The 24,318-nt window shown below is 62.2% G+C and carries 24 protein-coding genes and 1 other RNA gene; 19 read left to right on the forward strand and 6 right to left on the reverse strand.

The genetic code is table 11. The features are described 5' to 3' along the window. The first annotated feature begins 55 nt into the window (after window positions 1–55). From AMK00_RS18010 to AMK00_RS18020, 3 genes are all read left to right on the forward strand, one after another. On the forward strand, window positions 56–622 hold the full coding sequence (locus AMK00_RS18010; protein WP_064811284.1) for a helix-turn-helix domain-containing protein: 567 nt from the start codon (window positions 56–58) through the stop codon (window positions 620–622). 68 nt (window positions 623–690) lie between these two features. After that, on the forward strand, window positions 691–1,674 hold the full coding sequence (locus AMK00_RS18015; protein ID WP_064804820.1) for an NAD-dependent epimerase/dehydratase family protein: 984 nt from the start codon (window positions 691–693) through the stop codon (window positions 1,672–1,674). A 202-nt stretch (window positions 1,675–1,876) separates the two neighbouring features. After that, entirely contained in the window at window positions 1,877–3,349 is a 1,473-nt protein-coding gene (locus tag AMK00_RS18020; RefSeq protein WP_064804822.1) for an esterase-like activity of phytase family protein, read from the forward strand. 77 nt (window positions 3,350–3,426) lie between these two features. On the opposite strand, the gene ssrS is transcribed toward AMK00_RS18020, so the two are convergent. From ssrS to AMK00_RS18035, 3 genes are all read right to left on the reverse strand, one after another. Then, a non-coding RNA gene (gene ssrS, locus AMK00_RS18025) (6S RNA) lies at window positions 3,427–3,585 on the reverse strand. 69 nt (window positions 3,586–3,654) lie between these two features. After that, window positions 3,655–4,032 (reverse strand): cell division protein ZapA, encoded by a 378-nt coding sequence (locus AMK00_RS18030; RefSeq protein ID WP_064811285.1) that lies wholly within the window; start codon window positions 4,030–4,032, stop codon window positions 3,655–3,657. Window positions 4,033–4,048: 16 nt separating this feature from the next. After that, window positions 4,049–4,324 (reverse strand): DUF4164 domain-containing protein, encoded by a 276-nt coding sequence (locus tag AMK00_RS18035; RefSeq protein ID WP_011426717.1) that lies wholly within the window; start codon window positions 4,322–4,324, stop codon window positions 4,049–4,051. Between the two features lie 333 nt (window positions 4,325–4,657). Between AMK00_RS18035 and tkt the strand changes: the two genes are divergently transcribed. The 8 genes from tkt to AMK00_RS18070 all read left to right on the forward strand — a co-directional run bounded on the left by tkt (window position 4,658) and on the right by AMK00_RS18070 (window position 14,594). Then, complete coding sequence (tkt, locus tag AMK00_RS18040; RefSeq protein WP_064811286.1) at window positions 4,658–6,631, forward strand: transketolase; 1,974 nt, start codon at window positions 4,658–4,660, stop codon at window positions 6,629–6,631. Between the two features lie 84 nt (window positions 6,632–6,715). Next, window positions 6,716–7,726, forward strand: a complete 1,011-nt coding sequence (gene gap, locus AMK00_RS18045; protein WP_064811756.1) for a type I glyceraldehyde-3-phosphate dehydrogenase — start codon at window positions 6,716–6,718, stop codon at window positions 7,724–7,726. A gap of 133 nt (window positions 7,727–7,859) precedes the next feature. Beyond that, window positions 7,860–8,174: a hypothetical protein gene (locus AMK00_RS18050; protein WP_064712150.1), complete on the forward strand. Its 315-nt coding sequence runs from the start codon at window positions 7,860–7,862 to the stop codon at window positions 8,172–8,174. Between the two features lie 142 nt (window positions 8,175–8,316). Further along, entirely contained in the window at window positions 8,317–8,493 is a 177-nt protein-coding gene (locus tag AMK00_RS32615; protein ID WP_164517807.1) for a hypothetical protein, read from the forward strand. A 329-nt stretch (window positions 8,494–8,822) separates the two neighbouring features. Continuing rightward, a complete protein-coding gene (locus tag AMK00_RS18055) occupies window positions 8,823–10,697 on the forward strand; it encodes a potassium/proton antiporter (protein WP_064811287.1) in 1,875 nt (624 codons plus the stop codon). Window positions 10,698–10,767: 70 nt separating this feature from the next. Then, window positions 10,768–11,970 (forward strand): phosphoglycerate kinase, encoded by a 1,203-nt coding sequence (locus AMK00_RS18060; RefSeq protein WP_189637611.1) that lies wholly within the window; start codon window positions 10,768–10,770, stop codon window positions 11,968–11,970. Between the two features lie 286 nt (window positions 11,971–12,256). Next, on the forward strand, window positions 12,257–13,279 hold the full coding sequence (locus AMK00_RS18065) for a class I fructose-bisphosphate aldolase (RefSeq protein WP_064811289.1): 1,023 nt from the start codon (window positions 12,257–12,259) through the stop codon (window positions 13,277–13,279). Window positions 13,280–13,670: 391 nt separating this feature from the next. Beyond that, the gene (locus AMK00_RS18070) at window positions 13,671–14,594 is read left to right on the forward strand and encodes a PhzF family phenazine biosynthesis protein (protein ID WP_064811290.1); all 924 of its coding nucleotides are present in this window, start codon (window positions 13,671–13,673) and stop codon (window positions 14,592–14,594) included. A 20-nt stretch (window positions 14,595–14,614) separates the two neighbouring features. Here AMK00_RS18070 and AMK00_RS32620 read toward each other — a convergent pair whose 3' ends face one another. Next, entirely contained in the window at window positions 14,615–14,779 is a 165-nt protein-coding gene (locus AMK00_RS32620) for a hypothetical protein (RefSeq protein WP_012485131.1), read from the reverse strand. A gap of 174 nt (window positions 14,780–14,953) precedes the next feature. Here AMK00_RS32620 and AMK00_RS18075 point away from each other — a divergent pair, with 174 nt between their 5' ends. The 3 genes from AMK00_RS18075 (at window position 14,954) to rcdA (ending at window position 17,491) form a co-directional block, all read left to right on the forward strand. Continuing rightward, a complete protein-coding gene (locus AMK00_RS18075) occupies window positions 14,954–16,234 on the forward strand; it encodes an MFS transporter (RefSeq protein ID WP_064811291.1) in 1,281 nt (426 codons plus the stop codon). A 158-nt stretch (window positions 16,235–16,392) separates the two neighbouring features. Continuing rightward, window positions 16,393–16,584 (forward strand): DUF1192 domain-containing protein, encoded by a 192-nt coding sequence (locus AMK00_RS18080; RefSeq protein WP_064811757.1) that lies wholly within the window; start codon window positions 16,393–16,395, stop codon window positions 16,582–16,584. Window positions 16,585–16,975: 391 nt separating this feature from the next. Further along, window positions 16,976–17,491 carry a protease adaptor protein RcdA gene (rcdA, locus tag AMK00_RS18085; protein WP_004679442.1) on the forward strand — a complete coding sequence of 172 codons (516 nt, stop codon included), beginning with the start codon at window positions 16,976–16,978 and terminating at the stop codon, window positions 17,489–17,491. 135 nt (window positions 17,492–17,626) lie between these two features. On the opposite strand, the gene rpmE is transcribed toward rcdA, so the two are convergent. Continuing rightward, entirely contained in the window at window positions 17,627–17,848 is a 222-nt protein-coding gene (gene rpmE, locus AMK00_RS18090; protein WP_009990270.1) for a 50S ribosomal protein L31, read from the reverse strand. 192 nt (window positions 17,849–18,040) lie between these two features. Between rpmE and AMK00_RS18095 the strand changes: the two genes are divergently transcribed. The 5 genes from AMK00_RS18095 to AMK00_RS18115 all read left to right on the forward strand — a co-directional run bounded on the left by AMK00_RS18095 (window position 18,041) and on the right by AMK00_RS18115 (window position 23,205). Continuing rightward, window positions 18,041–19,870 carry an ABC transporter transmembrane domain-containing protein gene (locus tag AMK00_RS18095; RefSeq protein ID WP_064811292.1) on the forward strand — a complete coding sequence of 610 codons (1,830 nt, stop codon included), beginning with the start codon at window positions 18,041–18,043 and terminating at the stop codon, window positions 19,868–19,870. A gap of 107 nt (window positions 19,871–19,977) precedes the next feature. Beyond that, a complete protein-coding gene (locus AMK00_RS18100; RefSeq protein ID WP_064811293.1) occupies window positions 19,978–20,970 on the forward strand; it encodes a Bug family tripartite tricarboxylate transporter substrate binding protein in 993 nt (330 codons plus the stop codon). Between the two features lie 161 nt (window positions 20,971–21,131). Beyond that, entirely contained in the window at window positions 21,132–21,320 is a 189-nt protein-coding gene (locus AMK00_RS18105; RefSeq protein ID WP_064804840.1) for a YegP family protein, read from the forward strand. A 267-nt stretch (window positions 21,321–21,587) separates the two neighbouring features. Then, window positions 21,588–21,926 (forward strand): YciI family protein, encoded by a 339-nt coding sequence (locus tag AMK00_RS18110; protein WP_011426731.1) that lies wholly within the window; start codon window positions 21,588–21,590, stop codon window positions 21,924–21,926. Window positions 21,927–21,933: 7 nt separating this feature from the next. Further along, on the forward strand, window positions 21,934–23,205 hold the full coding sequence (locus AMK00_RS18115) for an RNA polymerase sigma factor (RefSeq protein ID WP_064811294.1): 1,272 nt from the start codon (window positions 21,934–21,936) through the stop codon (window positions 23,203–23,205). Between the two features lie 81 nt (window positions 23,206–23,286). On the opposite strand, the gene AMK00_RS18120 is transcribed toward AMK00_RS18115, so the two are convergent. Then, window positions 23,287–24,318, reverse strand: coding sequence for a peptidoglycan -binding protein (locus AMK00_RS18120; RefSeq protein WP_064811295.1), 1,032 nt, complete (start codon window positions 24,316–24,318; stop codon window positions 23,287–23,289).

Raw genomic sequence — 24,318 nt, forward strand, 5'->3', positions numbered from 1 at the left:
CTTGCGGCCCGCCGAACTCCTATCCTGGCAAAAGAAGCGTGGGAGCTCAGGACAAATGACGATATCAGGAGCCGGCATACGCCGCATGCGGTTGCTGCGGAGCATCAAGCAGCAGCACCTCGCGGAACTCCTCGACGTCAACCAGGCGACCGTTTCGCGCTGGGAGCGCGGCCAGCTTGCTCCCTCGCCCGACCAAGCCGTCAAGCTGGAACGGATTTTCGCCTCGCCGCAATATGCTGCGGCCGATGCGGCTTTAAAGCGGCTGGTCGAGGATTCCGTCCGGCCAGTGCATCTGATCTGCGATGGCACCCATCGGCTGCTGTCTGCTTCCCGACCGCGGCAGGCGGAATGGCGCGCACCGCTCAGCGCTTTTCTCGGCCGCTCTCTTTTCTCCTACGCCTCCGCCGAGATCGCTGCCGCCGAACAGTCTCTGGAGGAGTGCGGCTGGCACGAGGGCAGGCTGCTATCGTTGACCTTCGATACCGGCGCCAACGGCAATGTGCGCCTGCCGATTGCCCCCGGCCGCGTCACCTGGGAGCGGATCAGGCTTTCCGACGGCAGCGCTGGCCGTCTCGTCACCACCGTCGCGAAGCCTGCAGCTTTCCTGCACCCTCCTGCATAATTTATGCGTTGTCCGCAAATGCCGGTCTTTTGTAGCCTCTGCCGCGAATGGGGCCAGGAGACGACGCGATGACGATATTGGTGACGGGAAGCGCCGGCCACCTCGGCGAGGCGCTGATGCGCAGCTTGAGAGCTCAGAGCCGGTGGGCGCGCGGCATCGACATCAAGCCATCGGCTTTTACCGATATGGTCGGCTCCATCGGTGACCGCGGTTTCATCAGGCGAGCGATGTCGGGCATCAGCCACGTCATCCATGCCGCCACGCTCCACAAGCCGCATGTGGCGACCCATGGCAATCGCGATTTCCTCGACACCAATGTCGGCGGCACGCTGAACCTGCTTGAAGAGGCGACCGCCGCGGGCGTTGCAAGCTTCGTCTTCACCAGCACCACCAGCGCTTTCGGCGCGGCACTGACGCCGGTCGCCGGCGAACCCGCGGCTTGGGTCACCGAGGACGTGCTTCCTGTCGCGAAGAATATCTATGGCGTGACGAAGCTCGCTGCCGAAGGAATCTCGGAACTCTTCGCCCGCAAATCCCGCCTGCCTGTTGTCATCCTCAGGACGTCGCGCTTCTTTCCCGAAAGCGATGACGATCGCGAGATTCGCAACAGCTATTCGGCGGAAAATGCGCAGGCCAACGAGCTGCTTCATCGCCGCGTCGATATCAGCGACGTGGTCGGCGCTCATTTGCTGGCGCTCGAAAAGGCACCGGCAATCGGCTTCGGCCGCTATATCATCTCGGCCACGACGCCCTTTCTACCGGGCGACGTCGCTGAGCTCAGGCGTGACGCGCCTGCTGTCGTCGAGCGGCTGTTTCCAGGTGCGAACACCCTTTACGCCGAATGCGGCTGGAAAATGTTCCCGACGCTCGATCGCGTCTACGTCAACGAACGCGCAAGGCGCGAACTTGGCTGGCAGCCGCGCTATGATTTCCGCTTCGTGGTCGATTGCCTGCGCGAGCGCCGCGAATGGCGAAGCCCGTTGGCGATCGATGTCGGCTCCAAGGGCTACCACGAGGAAGTGTTCGCCGAAGGACCCTATCCGGTCGATTAGGGCAATGAGCTGATTGCAGGCTCTGAGGGTGTCATCCAGTTATCACGATCCCATCCTAGACGTTTAGCCGGGATAGGGGGCGAAATCCGGGCGTGTTCCGTTCTGAGGAATCGATCCCGAAGCCGAGGAATGTCATTCGAAACGGTGTCCAGCTTGCGGGCGGGAACCGTTGCAGGAACGCTTTTGACCGAGAGGCTATTTCATGAAGAACGTCAGACCATATGCAACGCGGCTGTTCGCCGCAGTTCTCGCGGCATCCGCCGCCATTCCCGCCATGGCAAGGGCGGAGAATTCCGCCGGTTTCGTCAATAAGGGCCTGGTCGGCGTCGGCCGCATTCCGGCCAACCAGCGCGACAAATTCGGTGAAACCTTCGGCTCCGGCTCCGGCATGGCGATCGACGCCGCCGCCTGGAGTCGGGATGGCGCCAGCTATAAGGGCATGCTCTACCTTTTGCCCGACCGTGGTTACAATGTCGCCGGCACTGTCGACTACCACCCGCGCCTGAACACCCTCTCGATCATTCTGACCCCGACCGCGCCAGGCGCGGCCCCCGAGGCCGGCAAGGAGCAATCGGGCGTCGAGGCGAAACTCGTCGATTCCATGCTCTTTGTTGACGACAAGGGCGTGAACACGACCGGTCTCGACCCGGAATCCGGCGTCCGCGCCGCTGCGGGCAACTTCCCGCCGCTGCCGCAGGCGGCGAACGGCAAGATCGCCCTCGACGATGAGGCGATCATCCGCATGGGCGACGGCACTATGTTCGTCAGCGACGAATACGGCCCCTATATCTATCGCTTCTCTGCCGATGGCCACTTGCTTTCAGCCACCCAGCCGCCCAAGGCGCTTCTGCCGATGCGCAAGGGCGCGCTGAGCTTCGCCTCAAACAATCCCGGTCCCGGCGGGTCCGCTCCCGATCCGAAGGACCCCGAAACAGGCCGCCAGAACAACCAGGGTCTCGAAGGCATGGCAATGACGCCCGACGGCAAGTTTATCGTTGCCGTACTGCAGTCGGCGGCCCGCCAGGACGGCGGCGATTCCGGCTCGACCCGCCAGAATACCCGCGCCATGATCTATGACGCCGCCGATCCCGATCATCTGAAGCTGGTGCACGAATATGTCGTGCCGCTGCCGGTCTTCAAGGACGCCAAGGGCAAGACGACGATCGCCGCCGAGAGCGAGATCGTCGCCCTTTCCGACAAGACCTTCCTGATGCTTGCCCGTGACAGCGGCAACGGCCAGGGCGTGAAGGGGGACAAATCTCTGTATCGCAAGATCGACATCGTCGACTTATCCGCCGCGACCGATATCGCCGGCAGCGATTTCGACGCCGGCAAGGCGGTCGCACCGAAAGGTGTCCTCGACCCGTCGCTGACGCCGGCGACGCTGACGCCGTTTATCGACCTCAACGACGAGGCAGAGCTTGGCCGCTTCGGCCTGCACAACGGTGCGCCGAACGACAGGAACGATCTATCGGAAAAATGGGAAGCCATGGGTCTGGCAAGTGTCCTCGACCCGAAGCTGCCGGACGATTACTTCCTGTTCGTCGCCAACGACAACGACTTCCTGACGCAAGATGGCTTTCAGGTGGGGGCCGCCTATAAGGCTGACGGCGGCGCCGACGTGGACACCATGTTCCAGGTTTTCCAGGTGACGCTTCCCGGCTTGAAGAAGTAACTGCGCGCCACAAGGGGCGGACGCGCGAGCCGCGTTTGCCCGTGATCCAGCGTCTTCGTCGATGATGAAAGGAAAAGGTGCGATCCACGACGACCGATGGATGTTTACGATCCTGGGCGCCTACAAACGTAGGTGGGCACCGTGTGTCCAGGCCCACGAGCCCGGACAGGGACAGCTCCCTTTGGATCGAGTATGGCCCCAGGGATTGTGGTTCCTGTCGAGAGGCGCAGACCGCATCGCGATATATAAGGTCGTTTGCATCGACGCGCCAGTGGCGACGACAGCCCGTTTTTATTTAATTGACATCAATTGAGTTCGGGAGCGGCCCGGCCATTCAGCTTGTCGGTGATGCCGCGAATGCGGCTCGAAACCTCGCCGAGCGCCGCCGCCAGCGTTTCCTCAGTGCGGGCGGTCGCGGCAAGCACGGTGTCGCGGTTGCCGCGCAGCGACTCCAGCTCAGTTTCCAGCCCCGCGATGCGGCGCGTCAGCTCGGCAATCTCATCCATGATCATGATGCCGGCCATGACGGTGATCCTGAGATCGCCGATCTCACCGAACTGGCCCTTGAGATGGCCGACATAGCGGTCGAAACGGGTGGCGAGATCGGTCAGATGATCCTCCTGCCCTTCCTCGCAGGCCATGCGATAGGCCTTGCCGTCGATCGTTACCGTCACTTGCGCCATATCAAATTCTCTCTCATCAGCGGTCCAGAACCGCGCGGATCGTCTCCATGGCCGTCACCAGCCGCCGCGATACCTCACGATTGACCTCTTCCAGCCGGTTGGCGCGAAATTCGGCCTGGTCGAGCTCCTGGGCCAGACGGGAGCGGTCGGCATGCACACGTCGCACCTCGCCCTCGATCTCACCCTGCTCTCGCTGACGCTCGATGCGCATGTCGACGGCGTTTTCGAGACTCGAAATCGCCTGTCTCAATTCGTCGAGCGCTGCTTCCATGGTTTTGCCTGTGGGCATCATGCCTTTCCGATTCCCGTGCAGGACCTGCGAATCGGCCACATCTGCCGATCTTGTGATTTCAAGAGGATATGCAGCTCGCCAACGGCCCGTCAATAAATCCCGTCACCCGGCAGCCTGCCTACCTGTGGATGAACGTGTTGGGCAGGCCCGCCGCGCCGGTTTGGTCTTTTGTAAAGTCGCGCGATCAAATGTCAAAAAATTGCCGCAGGCCGCTGGGATTTGGCCCGCCATTGATTGACTCGCCAGCCCCAACTGCTATGTGTCAGCCGCTTTCACTCGATGGTCTTGGAGGCTCGAGGCCATCCCCCGACACCCGGAGCTTGCAGAAAAGCTATGACCTCTCTCCAACAAAACGACCGGATGGCGAACGCGATCCGTTTCCTCGCCATGGACGCCGTTGAAAAGGCGAATTCCGGCCACCCTGGTATGCCGATGGGCATGGCTGACGTGGCGACGGTCCTGTTCACCAAATATCTGCGCTTCGACCCCAAGAAGCCGCATTGGCCGAACCGCGACCGCTTCGTGCTGTCGGCCGGCCATGGCTCGATGCTGCTCTATTCGCTGCTGTATCTGACCGGTTATCCCGACATGACGATCGAGGACCTGAAGCAGTTCCGTCAGGTCGGCTCCAAGACCGCCGGCCACCCCGAATACGGCCACGCAACCGGCATCGAGACCACCACCGGCCCGCTCGGTCAGGGCATCGCCAATGCCGTCGGCATGGCGATCGCCGAACGCAAGCTGCGCGAGGAATTCGGCGCGGACCTTCAGGACCACTACACCTACGTGATCAATGGCGACGGCTGCCTGATGGAGGGCATCAGCCATGAAGCCATCGCCCTTGCCGGCCACCTGAAGCTCAACAAGCTGATCCTCTTCTGGGATAACAACTCGATCACCATCGACGGCGCCGTTTCGCTGTCGGACTCGACCGATCAGATCGCCCGCTTCAAGGCCGTTCACTGGAACACGATCGAGATCGATGGCCACGATCAGGCCGCCATCGCCGATGCAATCGAGGCCGCCCACAAGTCTGATCGCCCGACCTTCATCGCCTGCAAGACGGTGATCGGCTTCGGCGCCCCGAACAAGGCCGGCAGCCACAAGGTTCACGGCAGCCCGCTCGGCGCCGACGAGATCGCCGCCACCCGTAGGGCGCTGAACTGGGATTACGAGCCCTTCGTCGTTCCCTCGGACGTTCTCGATGCATGGCGCGCAGCCGGCACCCGTTCCGACAATGTCGTCAAGGCATGGGAAGAAACTCTGTCCAGATCGCCGGCCAGAGCGGAATTCTCCCGCCGTATGGCAGGCGACCTGCCGGAAGGTTTCGATGCCGCGATCAGCGCATATAAGAAGAAGCTGGCCGAGACCAGGCCGACGGTCGCAACCCGCAAGGCATCCGAAGACGCGCTGGAGATCATCAACGGCTTCGTGCCGGAGACGCTTGGCGGTTCCGCCGACCTGACGCCGTCGAACAACACCAAGACCAGCCAGATGCACTCGATCACGCCGACGGATTTCGCCGGCCGTTACGTGCATTGGGGCATCCGCGAGCACGGCATGGCGTCCGCCATGAACGGCATTGCGCTGCATGGCGGCCTCATTCCCTATAGCGGCGGCTTCCTGATCTTCTCGGATTATTGCCGCCCGCCGATCCGCCTCGCAGCACTGATGGGCATCCGCGTCATCCACGTCCTGACGCACGACTCGATCGGCGTCGGCGAAGATGGCCCGACGCACCAGCCGGTCGAGCAGCTCGCCGGCCTGCGCGCCATCCCGAACCTGCTGGTCTTCCGGCCGGCCGACGCCACGGAAACGGCGGAATGCTGGCAGATCGCCATCAAGACGCACAACCGTCCGTCGGGCCTTGCCCTGACGCGCCAGAACCTCAACCCGGCCCGCACCGAATACAGCGAAAAGAACCTTTGCGAACAGGGCGCCTACACGCTCGCCGGCAATGCCGACGCCAAGGTGACGATCTTCGCCTCCGGCTCGGAAGTCGAAATCGCCGTCGCCGCCCGCGCAGCCCTTGAAGCCAAGGGTGTTTCGGTCCGCGTTGTCTCGGTGCCCTGCACCGAACTGTTCTTCGAACAGCCTGAAGCCTATCGCAAGCAAGTGCTCGGCAACTCCCCGGTCAAGATCGCCGTCGAAGCCGCCGTCCGCGAGGGCTGGGACGCCTTCATCGGGCCGGAAGGCGCTTTCATCGGCATGAAGAGCTTCGGCGCGTCCGGTCCGGTCAAGGACGTTTACAAGCATTTCGGCATCACCGCCGACGCCGTCGTTGCGGCTGCCGAAGCAAAGCTTTAAAGAGGGCGCCTTGAGGCGCTCTCCATCTCCTCAATTCCAGGCCGCCCGGCCTATCGGGCCCTATTCTATCGGGAGTGAATGAACATGACAGTCAAGGTTGCCATCAATGGTTTCGGCCGCATCGGCCGTAACGTCCTCCGCGCTATCGTCGAATCCGGCCGCACCGACATCGAGGTCGTCGCCATCAACGACCTCGGCCCGGTCGAGACCAATGCCCATCTGCTGCGTTACGACTCGATCCACGGCAAGTTCCCGGCCGAAGTGAAGGTCGAAGGCGATACGATCATCGTCGGCGGCGGCAAGCCGATCAAGGTCACCGCGATCAAGGATCCGGCAACGCTGCCGCACCGCGAGCTCGGCGTCGATATCGCCATGGAATGCACCGGCATCTTCACCGCCCGCGACAAGGCCGCCGCCCATCTGACGGCCGGCGCCAAGCGCGTCCTCGTCTCGGCTCCCGCCGATGGCGCCGATCTCACCGTCGTCTACGGCGTCAACCATGACCAGCTCACCAAGGAGCACATGGTCATCTCCAACGCCTCCTGCACCACCAATTGCCTGGTTCCGGTCGTCAAGATTCTCGACGACGCCGTCGGCATCGACCACGGCTTCATGACGACGATCCACTCCTACACCGGCGACCAGCCGACGCTAGACACGATGCACAAGGATCTGTATCGCGCCCGCGCTGCCGCTCTCTCGATGATCCCGACCTCGACGGGCGCCGCCAAGGCCGTCGGCCTCGTGCTGCCGCACCTCAAGGGCAAGCTCGACGGCACCTCGATCCGCGTTCCCACCCCGAACGTCTCGGTCGTCGACTTCAAGTTCGTTTCCAAGAAGGCCACCACGGTCGGCGAAATCAACGAAGCCATCAAGGCTGCCTCCAACGGCAAGCTGAAGGGCATCCTCGGCTACACCGACGAGCCGCTCGTCTCCCGCGATTTCAACCACGACAGCCACTCCTCGATCTTCGCAACCGATCAGACCAAGGTCATGGAAGGCAATTTCGTGCGCGTCCTGTCCTGGTACGACAACGAGTGGGGCTTCTCCAGCCGCATGTCGGACACGGCCGTCGCTTTCGCCAAGCTCATCTGAGCGGTGGATCATTGAAAATCATGAACGGCCCGGGAAACCGGGCCGTTTTTGTTATAGGCGTGTGAAGCCAGTCATGGCATCGTTGATGACCCTCCGGGCCGTGTTGCCATCCGGAGGAGATAAAGAGGGATGGATGGATTACTTTACCGTTGAAATCGCCGGCCGCGCCGTCGCCAGCTTTCGCTCGAAGAACCATGAGGAAGCGACGCATTTCTTCGAAGCGGAAGATTTTCGCGACGACCTGACCATTCTAGAATCCGAGGGCAAGCCCCTGTGGGACCGGAAGGCGACGCTCAGCCTGCGCAAAGCGACGGCTGAGGAAGCCAGCGAAGTCGAACACGCCTATGAATTCGATGACGATCCGGAAAGGACCATCGACGATGAGTTCGTCGTTTTCCTGGTGCCGGTCGAAGACCTCACCGACGAGGGCGAGGACACCGAAGACTGACCGTGAAAGCCATTTCGAAGCGACGGGTTCGCTGCGGCCGAAGAACGGAATCACGGTTGGCAATCCGCTGGCCAAGCGTGATAAACTGAGGAAATGCAATAACGCTGCACAATGGCTGAGATGATCCAAGTGGAGGCGATAAATGGCAGAGGCTCAAAAACGCTTGTCCCAAACCACCCTGAAGCGGCGGCAGCGGTTTCACCCCAAGCGGGACGTCAAACCCGCCGTGTTGGCAAAGGCTAATCGTCTGGCCGCCCGGGTTGCCGCGTTCATCGGTCTTTCGTTCCTCGCCGTCATCATACTTCAGGCAGTGTTCTGACGGGCCGCATGAAGGAATGTGTCTATCCTGCTGCGGTTTGCGGATACCCGCAGGAAAAATCGATCTTCCCGTCTTTCGCCCTGCTGTTGCCTGATTTTCCTATACATTCTTTGTAGAGAGTTTCTCCCGTAGCATTTCCGTGTCGGTGGCCGTCCGGCAACCGTTCAGCAGCATGATGCAGCACGAGACGAGGTTAAGCCGCAAGGCCTACCCTTCTGTGCCGTTTTGCCGTTTACTGACGCATCGACGCGCCTGGTGGAGGGGTTGAGACAAGGCGAATCGGCCCGGGGTGGCCGTGTTCGCGAAGCATTCGATGGAAAGGGGTGGGCATGGAAGCGTTTTATATCGTAGTGCTGGTCGCGACGGCGCTCGTGCTTCTTGCCGCTTTTTCGAGCCTGCTCGCCTTCCGCTTCGGCGCCCCGCTGCTTCTGCTGTTTCTGATGATCGGCCTTGCCGCCGGCGTCGACGGCCTCGGCATCGAATTCAGCAACAACTATCTGGCCTATATTCTCGGCTCCATCGCGCTGGCCGTCATCCTGTTCGATTCCGGCTTCGGCACGCCGATGCAGGCCTTCCGGCTGGCAGCCGTGCCCTCTCTCACGCTCGCCTCCGTCGGCGTGCTGATCACCGCCTCGCTCTTTGCCGTCGCCGCCATGTGGCTGCTGAACTTCACCTGGCTGGAAGGACTGCTGCTCGGTTCGATCGTCGCCTCGACGGATGCCGCCGCCGTCTTCTTCCTGCTACGCATCGGCGGCATCAACATCCGTGACAAGGTGCGCTCGACGCTGGAAGTCGAATCCGGCACCAACGATCCGATGGCGATCTTCCTCACCATCGCCCTCGTCGAGGTCCTGGCGAGCGGCGAGCGTTATGCCGGCATCAATATCGGCATGTTCGCCATGTTCGTGCAGCAGATGGGGCTCGGCGTCATCCTCGGTCTGCTCGGCGGCATGATGATCGTGCTGATCGTCAGCAGGCTCGACACCGATCGCGGCCTGACGCCGATCTTCGTGCTGGCGCTTGCCCTTCTCGTCTTCTCCTTCGCCGGTGCGGTCGGCGGCAGCGGCTTCCTCGCCGTCTATGTCGCCGGCATCTACGCCGGAAACCGGCGAATGCAAGCACTCGGCACCATCAAACGCTTCCAGGACGGCATGACCTGGCTGGCGCAGATTATCATGTTCCTGGTGCTCGGCCTGCTCGCCACGCCATCACAATTTCCTGCCATCATCGTGCCGGCGATCCTGCTTGCCCTCTTCCTGATCTTCATTGCCCGCCCGCTGGCAATCTGGCTGTCGCTGCTTCCGTTCGATTATACGCAGCAGGAGATCGGTTTCGTCGCCTGGGTCGGCCTGCGCGGTGCCGTCTCCATTCTGCTTGCGATCATGCCCATCCTCGGCGGCCTGGAAAACGGCCAGCTCTTTTTCAACACCGCCTTCATCATCGTGTTGGTCTCCCTGCTCGTTCAGGGCTGGACGATCAAGCCGATCGCCAAGAAGCTCGGCCTGATCATTCCGCCGCGCATCGGCGCCGTCGACAAGGTCGAGGTCGACCTTCCGGGCGCCGCCAACCATGAACTGCTCTCCTACCGAGTCATCAAGGACAGTCCGGTGCTGCGCGGCGAGCGCATTCCACGCTGGGCCACCCCGTCGCTTGTCATCCGCGACGGCAAGTCAATGCGTTATCAATATGCCGGGCGGCTGCGCGAAAACGATCTGGTTTATCTCTTCATCGTGCCGAGCTATTCCCGCCTGCTCGACCGGCTCTTCGCCAGCCGTGCGCCGGTCGATGAGGATGATGCCGAATTCTTCGGCGCCTTCGCGCTCTCGCCCGCCCGCCCTGCCGCCGATCTCGATGCCGCCTATGGGCCCGGCCTGCTCAACGAATCCGAGAAAGGCCTGACGATTGCGGAATTGATGCGGCAGCGCCTCGGCGGCAAGGCCGATTATGCCGACCGCGTCCGTCTCGGCTCGATCATCCTCATCGTCCGTGATCTCGACGAGCACGACCACGTCACCTCCGTCGGCATGTCGCTCGAAGCGGTCGAACCGGCAATCACGCTGCCGATCTTCATCAATCTCAAGGACATCATTCAGCGCATCCGCGACCGCCTGAAGGGACGCCGGAATCGCGAAGCGGCGGCCTCCGAAGGCGCGGCCAAAGCATCGGCAGGAGGCGACGAAGCCAGGCGCGAAAACGGCCGTTGAACGCCTTGCGTCTCGAATGATCCTTGCTATGGTCGGCGCGACTTCCGCCAACCAAGACTGGATCTTCCCCATGCCTTCTTTCAAGACCCTCGACGATCTTTCCGACATCAGCGGCAAGCGCGTGCTCATCCGCGTCGACCTCAACGTCCCGGTCAAGGACGGCAAGGTCACCGATACGACGCGCATCGAGCGTGTGGCGCCGACGATCCTCGAACTGTCGGGCAAGGGCGCCAAGGTGATCCTGCTTGCCCACTTCGGCCGGCCGAAGGACGGTCCGTCGCCGGATCTCTCGCTGTCGCTGATCGCCCCTTCCGTCAAGGAGGTGCTCGATCACGCGGTGCTGACGGCCTCCGACTGCATCGGCGAAGCCGCCGCCTCCGCCGTTGCCGGAATGAATAATGGCGATATTCTGCTGCTGGAAAACACCCGCTTCCACAAGGGCGAGGAAAAGAACGATCCTGATTTCACCAAGGCTCTCGCCGCCAACGGCGATATCTATGTCAACGACGCCTTCTCTGCCGCCCACCGCGCCCATGCTTCCACCGAAGGCCTTGCCCATCACCTGCCGTCCTATGCCGGCCGCACCATGCAGGCCGAATTGGAAGCGCTGGAAAAAGGTCTCGGCAATCCCGCCCGCCCCGTCGTCGCCATCGTCGGCGGCGCCAAAGTCTCGACCAAGATCGATCTTTTGATGAATCTTGTGAAGAAGGTCGATGCACTCGTCATCGGCGGCGGCATGGCCAATACCTTCATCGCCGCGCGTGGCACCAATGTCGGCAAGTCGCTCTGCGAGCATGATCTTGCTGAAACCGCCAAGCAGATCATGATCGAGGCCGCGACATCAGGCTGCGCCATCATCCTGCCGGAAGACGGCGTCGTCGCCCGCGAGTTCAAGGCGGGTGCCGCCAATGAGACGGTCGATATCAACGCCATTCCCGCCGATGCCATGGTGCTCGACGTCGGGCCTAAATCGGTCGAAGCTATCAACGCCTGGATCGAGCGTGCCGCAACACTCGTCTGGAACGGTCCGCTCGGCGCCTTCGAAATCGAGCCCTTCGATGCCGCAACGGTCGCTGCCGCGAAATATGCCGCTGAGCGCACTGCAGCCGGAAAGCTCACCTCAGTTGCCGGTGGCGGCGATACCGTCTCGGCACTCAACCATGCCGGCGTTGCCGACGATTTCACCTATGTCTCGACCGCCGGTGGCGCCTTCCTCGAATGGATGGAAGGCAAGGAACTTCCTGGCGTCGCCGTCCTCAACGCCGCCAGATAAGACCGAGCGCCTTGGCGCGAAAAAGAGCATTCGGCGTCGCACCTTGCAATAGGCGGTGCGGCGCCGCTAAGGCAATTTGGTAGGTTTTACATGTGGATAGACCGCGGTGGCGAGACGCCTTCCGCGGTCTTTTGCCCGAAAGCTGAAAAAAATCCCATTTTTTCAAACGATTGAATTGATTTCAATCGTTTCAATGACTTAGCCTTCCATTTTCCTCACTATAAACTTCTGTTATCGCCGTCCTATATTCTTAAACCGCCGATGTTTAACGCTGTGGAGAGATCGAATGAGCGAACGACTGGAAGACATTGCAGTGCAGATGGTTGCGGGCGGCCGAGGACTGCTTGCGGCCGATGAATCGACCTCCACCATCAAGAAGCGTTTCGACACGATCAATCTCGAATCGACCGAAACTAGCCGTCGCGACTATCGCGAGATGCTATTCCGCTCCGACGAGGCGATGAAGAAATATATCTCCGGCGTCATTCTCTTCGAGGAGACGCTCTACCAGAAGGCGGCCGATGGCACGCCTTTCGTCGACATCATCCGCGCTGCCGGTTCCATTCCCGGTATCAAGGTCGATACCGGCGCCAAGCCGATGGCCAAATTCCCCGGCGAAACCATCACCGAAGGCCTCGACGGCCTCGGCGAGCGCCTTGCCCGCTATTATGAAGCCGGCGCCCGTTTCGCCAAGTGGCGCGGCGTCATCGCCATCTCGTCCTCGCTGCCGACCCGCGGCTCGGTCCGTGCCAACGCTCAGGCGCTCGCCCGCTATGCGGCTCTCTGCCAGGAAGCCAAGATCGTACCGATCGTCGAGCCGGAATGCCTGATGGACGGCAAGCCGGGCGACCATAATATCGACCGCTGCGCCGAAGTGACCGAATCCACGCTTCAGATCGTTTTCGAGGAATTGGCCGAAGCCCGCGTCAGCCTCGAAGGCATGATCCTGAAGCCCAATATGGTCATCGACGGCAAGAACGCCCGCAAGGCTTCGGTCGAGGAAGTTGCCGAGCGGACCGTCCGGGTGCTGAAGCGCACGGTCCCGTCTGCGGTTCCCGGCATCGCTTTCCTCTCCGGCGGCCAGACCACGGAAGAGGCGACCGCGCATCTTTCCGCGATCAATGGTTTTGACCTGCCCTGGCTCGTCACCTTCTCCTATGGCCGCGCCCTGCAGGACAGCGCCCTCAAGGCCTGGAACGGCAAGCCGGAAAATGTCGCCGCCGGCCAGCGCGAATTCACCCACCGCGCCGAGATGAACAGCCTCGCCGCCAAGGGCAACTGGAAGAAGGACCTGGAACAGGCCGCCTGATTGTGGACTTGGGATCCGGGTGGGAGCGGCGAACGCAGCGTTGCCGCTCCCGCCAATCCCCTCGCTTCCCTCATTCCTGTGCTCATCACAGAAATCCAATGCGCCCAAGTCGTTGGGCGCGATAGGCTCTTTTCCCTGAAGTATTGATTCACTCACGGCGCGGACGCGCCGTGGCTGGATTGCTGTGACGTCCCTTGGGCGAAGCCCTGGGGCGCACAGGAATGAGGAGACTGGAGAGACGCAGTCCTCCCCATCGCCACCGGGGAAGTTGCGTGGACAATAAGTGCGGCCGCGCAAGACGCTACCCTCTCATTGTCACGGCGACAAGAAACCGCTTCATTCCCTTAAAAACCATGCTTACTCATGACGCCCTGCCACAACGGGAGCCGCCATGAACACCCTCTCCTACCTCACGGTCGACGTCTTCACCTCCACCCGTTTCGAGGGCAATCCGCTTGCGGTCGTCTCGGATGCGCGCGGCTTGAGCGATGCGGCGATGCAGAAGATCGCCACCGAATTCAACTATTCCGAAGTCACCTTCGTCCTGCCGCCGGAAGATCCACGGAATTCGGCCCGCGTGCGCATCTTCACCCCGACGATGGAAATCCCCTTCGCCGGCCATCCGAATGTCGGCACCGCCTATGTGCTCGGGCAGCAGGCAGAACTCTTCGGCAGACCGGTCGGTGAAAAACTGCGGTTCGAGGAAAAGGCCGGCATCGTCGAAGTGGATTTGAAACGCAGCGGCGGAAAGGTCGCGGCCGCCGCCATCCGCGCGCCGCAGCCGCTGACGGTCGGCGATACCATTGCCGAGGAAACCGTTGGCCGTTGCATCTCTCTCGATCCGGGCGTCATCGTCACCACTACCCACGCGCCGGTCTTTGCCTCGGTCGGCCTGAACTTCGCCGTCGCCGAATTGAAGGGGCTGGAAAGCCTGGCCGCCGCCCGCCCGAACCTTGCCGGTTTCCAAGCAGCCGCAGGCCGTCAGACGACGAGCGGCCACGACTTTTCGCTCTTCGTCTATGCCAGGTCGGCCGATAATCCATGGAACATTCGCGCTCGCATGTTCGCGCCCCTCGACAATGTGCCCGAGGACCCGGCAACCGGCAGCGCTTCGGCCGCCCTCGGCGCCTATCTGGTGTCGCTTGCGCCGGACGCCGATATGGATGTCCGCATCACCATCGAACAAGGCGTCGAAATGGGCCGCCGCAGTATCATTGCCCTCGATGTCGTGAAATCCGGCGGGATCGTCACCGATGTTGTCATCTCGGGACGCTGCGTTTCCGTCATGCGCGGAGAAATCATCCTGCAGGACTGACGGTCCCGCTTGGTGCGAGCTCACATCAGGAAGTCGCGCGACAAAAGCGCCAGGGCCCAGACGCCGAAGGCGATCAGCGCGATCTTCCAGAAATCCATGCGCCGCCGGAGGCCGGGAAAGCCGAGCGGCTTGATCACCTGTATCGCCATGGCAAGGATGAGCAGCAAGGCTATCAGCTTTGTCATGCTTTATTTTTTCCGTTTTTCGGAATGTCACAGGACGGACATTTTTCCGCGCGAACAAGAGGATCTCGACACGCCGTAAAGATATTCCGGGGCACAATCAATCATCTTGAGGCTGGGCAGGCGCAGGTCTTGCCTTATGTCCATCGCAAATCGCTTAAGACCGAGTCTGGGGAAATGAAGAGAAATCTACTGTCCGTCGCCGCGCTGCTCTTTGGCACGCTCTTCCTTTTCATGGGCAACGGTCTGCAGGGCATCCTGCTTCCCGTGCGCGGCAATCTCGAAGGCTACGCCACGACGACGCTCGGCCTGCTCGGTACGTCGTGGGCGGGCGGCTTCGTCATCGGCTGCCTGGTGGCGCCGAAACTGGTGCGCCGCGTCGGCCATGTCAGAGCCTTCTCCGGCTTCATCTCGATCATCGCCATCATCGCGCTGGTCAGCGGCATCATCATCGATCCTTTCTGGTGGGTGATCCTGCGCGCGGTGACCGGCTTCTCCACTGCCGGCACGTCGATGATCATCGAAAGCTGGCTAAACGAGCGCGCCAGCAACGAGAGCCGTGGTGCGATCTTCTCACTCTATATCGGCATCACACTGCTCGGCGTCGTCGGCGGTCAGATGATGATACCGCTCGAAGATGTGCGCACGCCGGTGCTGTTCATGATCTGCGGCATCTTTTATTGCATCGCCATGCTGCCGACGACGCTATCGACCGCGGCCTCACCGCAGCCGCTGAAGGCCGTGCGCCTCGACCTGCCGGCGCTCTATCGCAACTCGCCCGTTTCCTGCCTCGGCATTCTGCTCGTCGGCATTGCCAATGGCGCTTACGGCACGCTCGGCGCTGTCTTCGGCGCCGGCGCCGGCCTTTCCGACACCAGTATCGCCGTCATGATGAGCGCAACCATTTTCGCCGGCGCCATGATGCAGCTGCCGGCCGGCAGGCTTTCTGATCGTATCGACCGCCGCTACGTGCTCGCCGCTTTGTCGGCGATTGCCGCCATCGCCGGCTTGCTGATCTTTCTGCTTCACCCGACATCTCCAGCCTTGCTGATCGGGCTCGTTGTCCTTTACGGCGCGGTGGCCAACACACTCTATCCGATCGCCGTCGCTCACGCGAACGACTTCGCGGCGTCGGAGGATTTCGTCAAGGTTTCCGGCGGTCTGCTGCTGCTCTACGGCATCGGCACCGTCATCGGCCCGACGCTCGGCGGCCCCGTCATGTCGGCTATCACCCCGCACGCGCTTTTCCTGGTCACCGCCGTCGCCCATGTGCTGATCACCGTTTATGCCATCATCAGAAGCCGCATCCGCGCCGCCGTCCCCGCCAGCGACCGCGACGCCTACACGACGATCCCGACCGGCACTTCGCCGATGCTGACACCGCAGAGCATGTCGCTGGCCGATCGTGGCAGCGGCAAATCTCCCGAAAGCAGCGATCCTGCTGTAAAGTACGGTTAGGCCTTCCTGCAAAAAGCCGCGCTGCGGTTTTCGCCTTGGCTCGCGCAAAACGAAAATGGGAGGGGAGGCTGGATTTGGGCCGGATCGGCCTAAATTCCGATTCCGTACCGGCCGCGTTTTTCGGCATTATGCTGCCGGCAGCAAAAGGAGGAGAACTGATGAGCTTTTTCGATGACGACCGACCGCAGAAGAAAACCGCCCACGAGATCGGAGCCGATCTCTCCATGCTTTCGGTGGATGAGCTGAAGGCGCGAGTGGAATTGCTGAAAACCGAGATCGCCCGGCTCGAAGCCGAAGCCGCCCGCAAGGCATCCGGGCGGCAGGCCGCCGAAAGCTTCTTCCGCTCGTGATCCGCTAAAAGCCTCCGAAAACAAGACCATAGGCAGGCAAAATGAGCCAACCTCAAGTCTTCATTCGGCACAATGTTAATAATATATTAAGCTTTATAAGGTATTACTGTACTCATCCAGGCTTTCTCTGGATCTCAGACAGTTTTCCACGCGGTGAATTGGTCTGATTTTTCTCCCTGTTTTACCTTGAGAGCCGCTTTTGCGGCTCTTCTTTTTGCTGCGGCCGGCGCATTTCCATGAAACTGTGGAGATTAACCCTTTCTTAAGAAACGGCTTGCGCATTTGCGCTAATGATACCATCTTAAAGTCATAAAGACCGGACGCGGAAACTTTTCCGTCAAACCCGGCGTTACCTGACCATAAGTAGCTGCGTGCAACAGGGACTATTTCGATGTCGGAAGTTGGATTGAACACGATCAGTTTTGCGGGCCGCGCGGCTGCATCCTCACAGTTCAAGGCACTCTATGCCGAAGGCATGTCGCTGGTCGAAGAGACCGCCGCCTATCTCGACGGCCAAGGCCGCGCAGCCTCCAAGGTTCTGCCGCGCATGGCATCCGTCCTCTACGCCGCGGAATCGATGCGGCTGACCACCCGCCTGATGCAGATGGCCTCGTGGCTGCTGCTGCAGCGCGCCGTCAACAATGGCGAGATGTCGCGCGACCAGGTGCTGGCCGAGAAGAACAAGGTCCGCCTCGACGGCTTCAACGTCGACCGTGCGGCACCCGGCTGGGGCGATCTGCCGGAATCCTTCCGTGACCTCGTCGAGCGCTCCCTGCGCCTGCAGAACCGCATCGCGCTGCTGGATCGCGAAATCTATCGTCCGGCCGAAGCCGTGATCGTTCATGACAATCAGAACAGCGTCCAGGCGCAGCTTTCCCTGCTGCAGACGGCCTTCGGCAACAACTGACCAGATCTGCTAAATCCATTTGGACCGGCTGCGCGGTGCGCGGCCGGTTTTTTGTTGCCGCTGCGCACCGTTCTGCCAACGCAAAAAAGCCCGGCAGAACCGGGCTCCTTGCGAAATTTCGTCAATCAAAAGCGATTAGAGACCGAGGCCGCCGAAACGCTTGTTGAACTTGGATACGCGGCCGCCGCGGTCCATGAGCTGCTGGTTGCCGCCCGTCCAGGCCGGATGCGACTTGGAATCGATTTCGAGGTTCATGACAGCACCTTCCGAACCCCAGGTCGAGCGGGTTTCGTATTCGGTGCCATCGGTCATGACTACCTTGATCGTGTGATAGTCGGGATGGATGCCTGCCTTCATAACAATCTTCCTGCGATACCGGAGTTCAATTTGCCGCATGCAGTTGCGACCAACGAACCGATTGAATAAATGAAGCCGCAGTCGCGATGGCTACGGCTTCCCATTAGGATGCGGTGCCTATACATGAAGGACGCCGGGATAACAAGAGCCAACAGGCCGCATTAGCGGGTCCTGCAGGCGATCGGAGACGATTTGGCAGAACAGGCACGGGCTGAGGAAAACAAGAGACGATCGCTGCGGCCGCTTGGCAGGCTGGCGCCTTATGTCATGCGCTATCGCGGGCTGGTGGCTGGCGCGCTGATTTCACTGGCGCTTGCCGCCATCACCTCACTGGCCCTGCCGCTTGCCGTGCGCCGCATGATCGATCATGGCTTCACCCAGTCCGACGGCAGCTTCATCAACAGCTACTTCGCCATGCTGATGGTCATGGCCCTCGTGCTCGCGATCGCCAGCGCGCTGCGCTATTATTTCGTTATCACCATCGGCGAACGCATCGTCGCCGATCTTCGTCGCGACGTCTTTGCCCATGTGACGCGGCTGTCGCCCTCCTTCTTCGACGTCAACCAGTCCGGCGAAATTGTCTCGCGGCTGACCGCCGACACGACGCAGATCAAGTCCGCCGTCGGCGCCACCGCCTCGGTGGCGCTCAGGAACCTCATCCTCTGTCTCGGCGCCATGGGCATGATGGTCGTCACCTCGCCGAAGCTTTCGAGCCTCGTCATCGGGGCGATCCCGCTGATCGTCTTCCCGCTCGTCGCCTTCGGCCGCTCGGTGCGCAGGCGTTCCCGCGCCGCCCAGGATACGCTTGCCGAGGCGTCCGCCTTCGCCAACGAGACGATCGCCGCGACCCGCACAGTGCAGGCCTTCAATGGCGAGGATGCTGCAGCGGCGCGCTACGGTGGCGCCGTCGAATCTGCCTATGACGCCGCCCGCGCCGCCATCCGCTCGCGTGCCCTGCTGACTGGCATCGCTATCACCCTGATCTTCGGCAGCGTCGTCGCCGTGCTCTGGGTCGGCGCCCACAGCGTGCTGGCCGGCACGCTGTCTGCCGGCACGCTCGGTCAGTTCTTGCTCTACGCCGTGATCTCCGCGGGGTCGCTCGGCGCGCTGTCGGAGGTCTGGGGCGAACTTTCGCAGGCGGCCGGCGCCGCCGACCGGTTGACCGAACTTCTTGACGAGGTGTCGCCGATATCAGCCCCCGCCAACCCCGAGGCTCTCCCTTCGCCCAGCCGCGGCCGCGTCGAGTTTTCCGACGTGCATTTCGCCTATCCCTCGCGCCCCGGCAAATCTGCCTTGCATGGCTTGAGCTTCGCCGTTGCCCCGGGCGAAACGGTCGCCATTGTCGGCCCCTCCGGCGCCGGCAAGAGCACAGTCTTTTCGCTGCTCTTGCGCTTCTACGATCCGCAGCAGGGCAGCGTGGCGATCGACGGTGTCGATGCCCGACTGACCACACCTGACGAGTTGCGCCAGCGCATCGCCATCGTGCCGCAGGACGTCACCATCTTTGCCGCATCGATCCATGACAACATCGCGTTCGGCCGCCCCGGTGCATCGCGTGAGGACGTCCACGCCGCAGCGCTTGCCGCCCAGGCCGATGAATTCATCGCCCGGCTGGATAACGGCTACGAGACCGAGGTCGGCGAACGCGGCGTCACCCTCTCCGGCGGCCAGCGACAGCGCATCGCCATTGCTCGCGCCATCCTGAAGAACGCGTCCGTGCTGCTGCTCGACGAGGCGACCTCCGCGCTCGACGCCGAAAGCGAGACGCTGGTGCAGAAGGCGCTCGACGGCCTGGTCGACGGCCGCACGACGCTCGTCATCGCCCATCGCCTCGCAACCGTGCTGAAGGCCGACCGCATCCTCGTCATGGATCAGGGCCGCGTCGTCGAGGAGGGCACGCATCAGAGCCTCATCCGCCACGGCGGCATCTATGCCCGCCTCGCCCGGCTGCAGTTCGATGCCGCCAACGAGGATGTGCTCGCAGCCAATAGCCGGCAGGCGCCTCTGGTCGCACGAGACTAAAGTCTGGTTCCGCTGCACCTCGCCGCGGTTGTCTTTCCCGCCTCCTGCCCTACCCTCTTCATGCCCCTGGGTGGGGATTGCCGTAGAAATCGTGGGAGGAGATAGGAATGGCGCTTTCCAACATGACGCGACGCACGAGCCTCGCGCTCGCTCTTGGTCTGACTGCAATGGTGGGGTTCGGCAGCTCTGCTGTGGCCGAGGATTTTCCCGATCGCGCGATCACCTTGGTCGTGCCCTTCGCGGCCGGCGGCTCGACCGATGTCGTCGCCCGCATCGTCGCGCAGAAGATGTCGGAAGATCTCGACCAGCAGGTGATCGTCCAGAACGTCGCCGGCGCCGGCGGCAATCTCGGCGCCGGCAACGTCGCCCGAGCCGAGCCTGACGGCTACACCATTCTGATGGGCACCGTCGCGACCCATGCCCTCAATCCGCTGATCCTGAAATCGACTCCCTACGACCCGGAGAAGGATTTCGCGCCGGTCTCGCTGCTCGTGGTCGTGCCGAACGTGCTGGTCGTCAATCCGGAATTGCCGGCAAAAACCGTGCAGGAACTGGTCGCGCTGCTGAAAGCCGAGCCCGACAAATATAGTTACGCCTCGTCGGGCAACGGCACGCCGCTGCATCTCTCCGGCGAGCTCTTCAAGTCCATGGCCGGCGTCAGCATGCAGCATATCCCCTATAAGGGCGCCGGTCCGGCACTGAACGATGTCATCGGCAACCAGGTGCCGATCATGTTCGACAACCTGCCCTCGTCCTCCAGCCACATCAAGGCGGGCACGCTGCGGGCGCTGGCGGTGACGACCGCCGAGCGTGCGCCCTCCTTCCCCGACGTGCCCACGATCGCCGAGTCGGGCATACCGGGCTACGAGACCTATACCTGGAACGCGCTTTTTGCCCCGGCCAACACGCCGAGCGAGGTGGTGACGCGCCTCAACGCCTCGGCGAACAAGGCACTCAAAGACCCGGCCGTTGCCGAACGCATGAAGGAATTCAGCGCCACCATCGTCGGCTCGACGCCGGAGGAACTCGCCGCCCATGTGAAAGCCGAGCTCGCCAAATGGGGACCTGTCGTCAAGGACGCGAACATCCAGATGGAGTGACGCCGGGTCTATGCAGCCGCTCGCCTCGCTTGCATCCGATGGAAGCGGCCGCAATTGGACGCCGTGTAATTCACTTCTAATTAAGGTGGTGGAAAAGCTCACCATTTTGGTCTAGCCTCCGCCATGCTGATGGTTGGAATTCAGCATTTTGGGAGACATCAATGTATAAATTCGAAGTCTACAAGGATAAATCAGGCGAGTTCCGTTTCCGATTCAAGGCATCGAACGGCGAAACCATGTTCAGTTCCGAAGGCTACAAGGCGAAGGCGTCCGCCCTGAACGCCATCGAATCCATCAAGAAGAACTCGCCCGGCGCCGACATCGTAGACCAGACCAAGGCCGAAGCCTGATCAAGGCGGCAGCAGCGGCTTGAACGCCGCTCTGCCTTTCCGCATTCGCGAGCAAAGCCGGCTTCGAGCCCGGCCTGTTTGCTTGTGAGCTCATGCGCCGTTTCACTTTTTCGCATATTTTTTACAACCCGTGTCGAAATGACCGTTGGCCGCGCCTCATTGTCTCGGAACGGCTGAGCCGCTCCGCCGGCGTGACGACTTTCGGGATATCCTTCTCCGACATCCGGACGCCTGGATCAACGCCAACAATGAGATCAGGAGTTTTCCATGCAATATGCCCTCATCATTCGCGAAGCCCCAGAAGATTTCGCCCGGCGCGGTGATCCCGTCTATCGCGACGGCTGGATGGCCTACATCAAGGCGATCGGCCAGGCAGGAATCGTGATCGCCGGCGCCGGGTTGACGAGCCCTGAGACCGGGACGATCGTGCGGCGCAAGGGCGAGGATCACGACGTTCAAGACGGCCCCTATCCGGAGGTCAAGGAACAGCTCGGCGGTTTTTACCTGATCGAGGTCCCCGATATCGACACCGCCCTCGAATGGGCGACGCGCGTCCCGATCTCCGACAAGGGCTCGGTCGAAGTGCGCCCGCGCCTGCAGATGTGAGGCTGCGATGCCCCCCGATGCCGGACGCGCCGCCGAACAGGTGGCGCGTCAATCCTACGGTAAGCTGGTCGCCTTTCTCGCCGCCCGCTCGCGCGACGTGCCGGCAGCGGAAGACGCGTTGTCGGAAGCCCTGGCTGCGGCCCTGCGCGTCTGGCCGGAACGCGGCGTCCCCGATAATCCTGAAGCCTGGCTGATGGTCGCCGCACGCCGCAACCTCATGCAGGCGGCCCGCCACCGCTCCGTCCAGGCCAACGCACAGGCGACGATATCGCTTGCCTTCGAGGAAGCGGAGGAACGCATGAACGAGGCCGGAAAATCCGTCTTTCCCGATGAGCGGCTGAAACTGCTTTTCGCCTGCACCCATCCCGCCATCGATAGGTCGGTGCATACTGCGCTGATGCTGCAGACGGTTCTCGGCATCGAGGCGAAAACCATCGCCCGGGCCTTCGTCGTGTCACCGGAAGCGATGAGCCAGCGGCTGGTGCGGGCCAAGGTGAAGATCCGCGAAGCCGGCATTCCTTTCGCCATTCCCCCCGGCCCCGCTCTATCGGGGCGCCTCACCGCCGTTCTCTCAGCGATCTACGCCGCCTACGGCCTCGGCTGGGACGGCCTCGACGGTGAGGAGGAGCGCCATTCGCTCGCCGGCGAGGCCATCTGGCTCGGCCGCGCGCTTCTCACGGTATTGCCCGACGAGCCGGAAGCGATTGGTCTCCTTTCCCTCATGCTTCATTGCGAAGCCCGCCGCAGCGCGCGGCGCGACCGCAACGGCCGATACGTGCCGCTGGACGAGCAGGATACGGCGGTCTGGAATGCGACCATGACTGCGGAAGCGGATGCGCTGCTGCGCAGGGCCGGAGGTTTCGACCGTTTCGGTCCCTTCCAGTGCCAGGCAGCGATCCAATCCGTGCATGCAGCGCGGCGGTTTTCGGGAGCGACTGACTGGCAGGCGCTGACGACGCTCTACGCCGCACTCGTGACAATGAAGCCGATCCTCGGCGCACGCGTCGGCCAGGCTGCGGTGATCGGCAGGGCGGTGAGCGCGGCCGCCGGCCTGGAGCGGCTCGACACACTCGATCCGCGTGACGTCGCGGCCTATCAGCCCTACTGGGCCGTTCGCGCCTTTCTTCTGGCGCACGCCGGCGACGATATCGCGGCGGCCGATGCCTATATGACGGCGATTGGTCTCAGCGACAGTCCCGCCGTGCGCGACTTCCTCGCCAGCCGGCTGGAAGCAATTCCAGGAAAAGTGCGAAGCGGTTTTCCGTCCGGAATTGCGTAAAACAAACGCTTAGAGCGGTTCAGCGCTTCCGTGAAAACCTGAACCGCTCTAGAGCAGGTGCGCCAAGCCTCGCCAGGTTGATCATTTCTCGGTCAGCTTCAGCTCGATGCGCCGGTTGGTGGCGCGCGCATCCGGCGTATCGCCCGGCGCGATCGGCTGGAACTCTCCGAAGCCGGCGGCAACCAGCCGGTCGGCCGGCACGCCCTGGCCGATCAGGAACTTGACGACCGAAATCGCGCGCTCTGAGGAGAGTTCCCAGTTGTCGCGATAGCGGCCGGTCCCGGCGAGCGGCACATTGTCGGTATGGCCGTCAACACGCAGCACCCAGTTGATCTCCGGGGGAATTTCCTTGGCGAGATCGAGAAGAGCGGCGGCGAGCTTCGCCATCTCCGTCTGCCCGTCCGGGTTGAGATCGGCGCCGCCCGAGGGAAACAGCACTTCCGACTGGAAGACGAACCGGTCGCCGACGATGCGGATATTCTCGCGATCCGACAGGATTTCACGCAACCGACCGAAGAAGTCGGACCGATAACGGTTCAGTTCCTGCACGCGAGCGGCCAGCGCCACGTTGAGGCGACTGCCGAGATCGGCGATCTTGGTCTGCGAGACCCGGTCCTTCTCCTCGGATGCCTGCAGCGCCGCCTCGACCGCGGCGATCTGGCTGCGGAGTGCGGCGATCTGCTGGTTCAAGAGTTCGACCTGGCTCAGCGCCCGTTCGCTCACCTGCTTCTGCTCGTCGAGCTCCTGCGTCATCGCGCCGATCCGCTTCTGTGCCGCATCCTGGCCGCCCGAACCGGCGTTCAGCAGCGCCTGAAGCCGCGAGCGGTCGCCTTCGGCCGTCGCGAGCGAAGCCTGCAGATTGGCGACGGAATCCTGGAGATCCTGATTGCTGCCCTTTTCGAGCGCCAGAAGCTGCGTCAGCTCGTTGATCTGGCTATTGAGGCGATTGAGCACCTCGTCGCGTCCGGTGATTTCGCGGCTGAGGATAAACTGCCCGACGACGAAGACCGTCAGCAGGAACATGATCGAAATGAGCAGCGTCGACAACGCATCGACGAAGCCCGGCCAGTAATCCACCGTGCGTTCGCGGCGGCGGTTGCGGGCAAGTGCCAT

The sequence above is a fragment of the Rhizobium sp. N621 genome (genome assembly GCF_001664325.1).
GTDB lineage: Bacteria > Pseudomonadota > Alphaproteobacteria > Rhizobiales > Rhizobiaceae > Rhizobium > Rhizobium esperanzae.

Excerpts from the sequence above, each read along its gene's own strand:
- tkt (WP_064811286.1), top strand. The coding sequence starts at position 4,658 with ATGACCTCTCTCCAACAAAACGACCGGATGGCGAACGCGATCCGTTTC.
- AMK00_RS18065 (WP_064811289.1), top strand. The coding sequence starts at position 12,257 with ATGAGCGAACGACTGGAAGACATTGCAGTGCAGATGGTTGCGGGCGGC.
- AMK00_RS18060 (WP_189637611.1), top strand. The coding sequence starts at position 10,768 with ATGCCTTCTTTCAAGACCCTCGACGATCTTTCCGACATCAGCGGCAAG.
- rcdA (WP_004679442.1), top strand. The coding sequence starts at position 16,976 with ATGTCGGAAGTTGGATTGAACACGATCAGTTTTGCGGGCCGCGCGGCT.
- gap (WP_064811756.1), top strand. The coding sequence starts at position 6,716 with ATGACAGTCAAGGTTGCCATCAATGGTTTCGGCCGCATCGGCCGTAAC.
- AMK00_RS18055 (WP_064811287.1), top strand. The coding sequence starts at position 8,823 with ATGGAAGCGTTTTATATCGTAGTGCTGGTCGCGACGGCGCTCGTGCTT.
- AMK00_RS18015 (WP_064804820.1), top strand. The coding sequence starts at position 691 with ATGACGATATTGGTGACGGGAAGCGCCGGCCACCTCGGCGAGGCGCTG.
- AMK00_RS18020 (WP_064804822.1), top strand. The coding sequence starts at position 1,877 with ATGAAGAACGTCAGACCATATGCAACGCGGCTGTTCGCCGCAGTTCTC.
- AMK00_RS18110 (WP_011426731.1), top strand. The coding sequence starts at position 21,588 with ATGCAATATGCCCTCATCATTCGCGAAGCCCCAGAAGATTTCGCCCGG.
- AMK00_RS32620 (WP_012485131.1), bottom strand. The coding sequence starts at position 14,779 with ATGACAAAGCTGATAGCCTTGCTGCTCATCCTTGCCATGGCGATACAG.
- AMK00_RS18105 (WP_064804840.1), top strand. The coding sequence starts at position 21,132 with ATGTATAAATTCGAAGTCTACAAGGATAAATCAGGCGAGTTCCGTTTC.
- AMK00_RS18070 (WP_064811290.1), top strand. The coding sequence starts at position 13,671 with ATGAACACCCTCTCCTACCTCACGGTCGACGTCTTCACCTCCACCCGT.
- AMK00_RS18050 (WP_064712150.1), top strand. The coding sequence starts at position 7,860 with ATGGATTACTTTACCGTTGAAATCGCCGGCCGCGCCGTCGCCAGCTTT.
- AMK00_RS18030 (WP_064811285.1), bottom strand. The coding sequence starts at position 4,032 with ATGGCGCAAGTGACGGTAACGATCGACGGCAAGGCCTATCGCATGGCC.
- AMK00_RS18010 (WP_064811284.1), top strand. The coding sequence starts at position 56 with ATGACGATATCAGGAGCCGGCATACGCCGCATGCGGTTGCTGCGGAGC.
- AMK00_RS18075 (WP_064811291.1), top strand. The coding sequence starts at position 14,954 with ATGAAGAGAAATCTACTGTCCGTCGCCGCGCTGCTCTTTGGCACGCTC.
- AMK00_RS18115 (WP_064811294.1), top strand. The coding sequence starts at position 21,934 with ATGCCCCCCGATGCCGGACGCGCCGCCGAACAGGTGGCGCGTCAATCC.
- AMK00_RS18120 (WP_064811295.1), bottom strand. The coding sequence starts at position 24,318 with ATGGCACTTGCCCGCAACCGCCGCCGCGAACGCACGGTGGATTACTGG.
- rpmE (WP_009990270.1), bottom strand. The coding sequence starts at position 17,848 with ATGAAGGCAGGCATCCATCCCGACTATCACACGATCAAGGTAGTCATG.
- AMK00_RS32615 (WP_164517807.1), top strand. The coding sequence starts at position 8,317 with ATGGCAGAGGCTCAAAAACGCTTGTCCCAAACCACCCTGAAGCGGCGG.
- AMK00_RS18100 (WP_064811293.1), top strand. The coding sequence starts at position 19,978 with ATGGCGCTTTCCAACATGACGCGACGCACGAGCCTCGCGCTCGCTCTT.
- AMK00_RS18035 (WP_011426717.1), bottom strand. The coding sequence starts at position 4,324 with ATGATGCCCACAGGCAAAACCATGGAAGCAGCGCTCGACGAATTGAGA.
- AMK00_RS18080 (WP_064811757.1), top strand. The coding sequence starts at position 16,393 with ATGAGCTTTTTCGATGACGACCGACCGCAGAAGAAAACCGCCCACGAG.